The following is a 2,028-nucleotide window of genomic DNA, read 5'->3' on the forward strand; positions in this document are numbered from 1 at the left end:
ACGGAGCCGATGCCGTTCAGTCACCAGACCGTGCACGGAGTGGTGCCCCGTCTGCCGGTGAAGCGGTCGGCGACCGTTTTTCGACCGACGAAATCTTCCAGCGTGTCGTCGCTACCGCCGACGAGGAAGTCGAGTCTGACTCACTGAAACTCTACGTGAGCGGGTTCGCCGCCGGACTCGCGATTACCATAACGTTCTTCCTCTATGCGACGGGGAAAGCAGCCTTCCCAGCCGACGCGTCTGGGCTTCTCGCGCCACTTCTCTACCCGCTCGGGTTCGTCTACATCATCATGGGGCGGTACCAACTCTACACGGAGAATACTCTCACGCCGGTGACACTCGTGTTGACCCGCGTCGCGAGCATTCCGTCACTCCTCCGTGTCTGGGTGAGTGTGCTCGCCGGGAATCTCACGGGCGCAGTCGTCGGCACGTTCGTGCTCGCCAACACGGGGGTCTTCTCGGTGGCAGCAGCAGATGCGGCGATTGGCATCGGATTCCAGGGAATCGAGACACCGTGGTGGGACCTCGTGTTCAAGGCGATGTTCGCCGGGTGGCTCGTCGCAGGACTCGTTTGGCTCGAACACGCAGTGAGAGACTCCATCTCGCGCGTGGTGCTCGTCTTCCTCGTCATCTACGTGATTCCCGCGTCCGGCCTCTACCACATCGTCGTGAGTTCCGCCGACGTGTTCTACCTCGTATTTACCGGAAACGTCGCGCTCACCACGGGGTTGTGGGAATTCGCCGTCCCGGTGCTGCTCGGAAACACCATCGGCGGCGTGTTCCTCGTGACTCTCATCAACTACGGCCAGACAGAAAACCGGTTCCCTGAGGGAGAAGGACCACGCGAACGCCTCTCCCTCAGAGACTGGTTGTTCAGCCTGCGTATCAGCAGACCAGCCGAGTGAGGGGGTCCAGACCGGAGAGTCACCGAAATCACCGTACGAAACGGAGGCGTGTCACCTCGACGACCCGTGTATGTTCTAATCAAAAGTACCATCACACCTCGCTACACAGTAGCGCGTACGTAGGTGGTTTCCGTGACCGAGAAACGCGAATACAAAGACGACTATCCCGAGAAAAAACTGTACATCCCCGGCCCGACGGAAGTCCGCGACGACGTCATCCAGGAGATGTGCCAACCAATGTTCGGCCACCGGATGGACCGGATGACCGACCTCTATACGACCATCGTCGAGGACACGAAGGAGTTCCTCGGAACCGACAACAACCTGATGGTCCTCACTGCCTCCGGAACTGAGTTCTGGGAGGCGTCGACGCTCAACCTCGTCGACGAGAACATCCTCTGTACGACCTGTGGGAGTTTCAGCGAACGCCACGCCAACGTCGCCGAACGACTGGGCAAGAACGTCGACCGACTCGAATACGAGTGGGGACAGGCAGTCAAGCCCGAGGACGTCCGTGAGTACCTCGAACAGAGCGACAAACACTACGACGTGGTGTCCTGTGTGATGAACGAGAGTTCGACGGGGGTGCGCAACCCAATCGAAGAGATTGGCGACGTCATCGCCGAGTACCCGGACACGTACTTCGTCGTCGACGCCGTCTCCGCACTAGGTGGCGACTACGTCGACATCGACGAACACAACATCGACGTCATCTTCGCGTCGTCCCAGAAGGCGTTCGCGATGCCACCGGGAGTTGCGGTCTGTGTCGTCAGCGACGACGCGTACGACCGTGAAGTCTCGAAAGACTCTGCCTCGTGGTACGGTGGGTTCCAACGGGCGTTCGACTACTACGACCGGAAGGGCCAGACGCACTCCACGCCGGCGATTCCCATCATGCTCGCCTACCGCAAGCAGATGAAGTACATGCTCGAAGAGGGACACAAAGGGCGAAGTGACCGTCACCGCGAGATGGCCGAGTACACCCAAGAGTGGGCGTACGAACACTTCGACATGTTCCCAGAGGAGGGCTACGAATCGCAAACCGTCGCCTGCATCGAGAACACGCAGGGCATCGACGTCGCAGCGACAATCGAGGGCGTCTCCGAGAAGTACGACTTCACGG

2 protein-coding genes are annotated in these 2,028 nt (G+C 59.9%); both read left to right on the forward strand.

Annotation, left to right across the window (positions count from 1 at the left end; all coding sequences use genetic code 11):
• On the forward strand, nt 1–905 hold a 905-nt coding region (locus AUR66_RS17080; RefSeq protein WP_058573381.1), incomplete at its 5' end, for a formate/nitrite transporter family protein.
• 132 nt (nt 906–1,037) lie between these two features.
• On the forward strand, nt 1,038–2,028 hold a 991-nt coding region (locus tag AUR66_RS17085; protein WP_058573382.1), incomplete at its 3' end, for a pyridoxal-phosphate-dependent aminotransferase family protein.

It is taken from the genome of Haloferax profundi (genome assembly GCF_001469865.1).
Lineage (GTDB): Archaea > Halobacteriota > Halobacteria > Halobacteriales > Haloferacaceae > Haloferax > Haloferax profundi.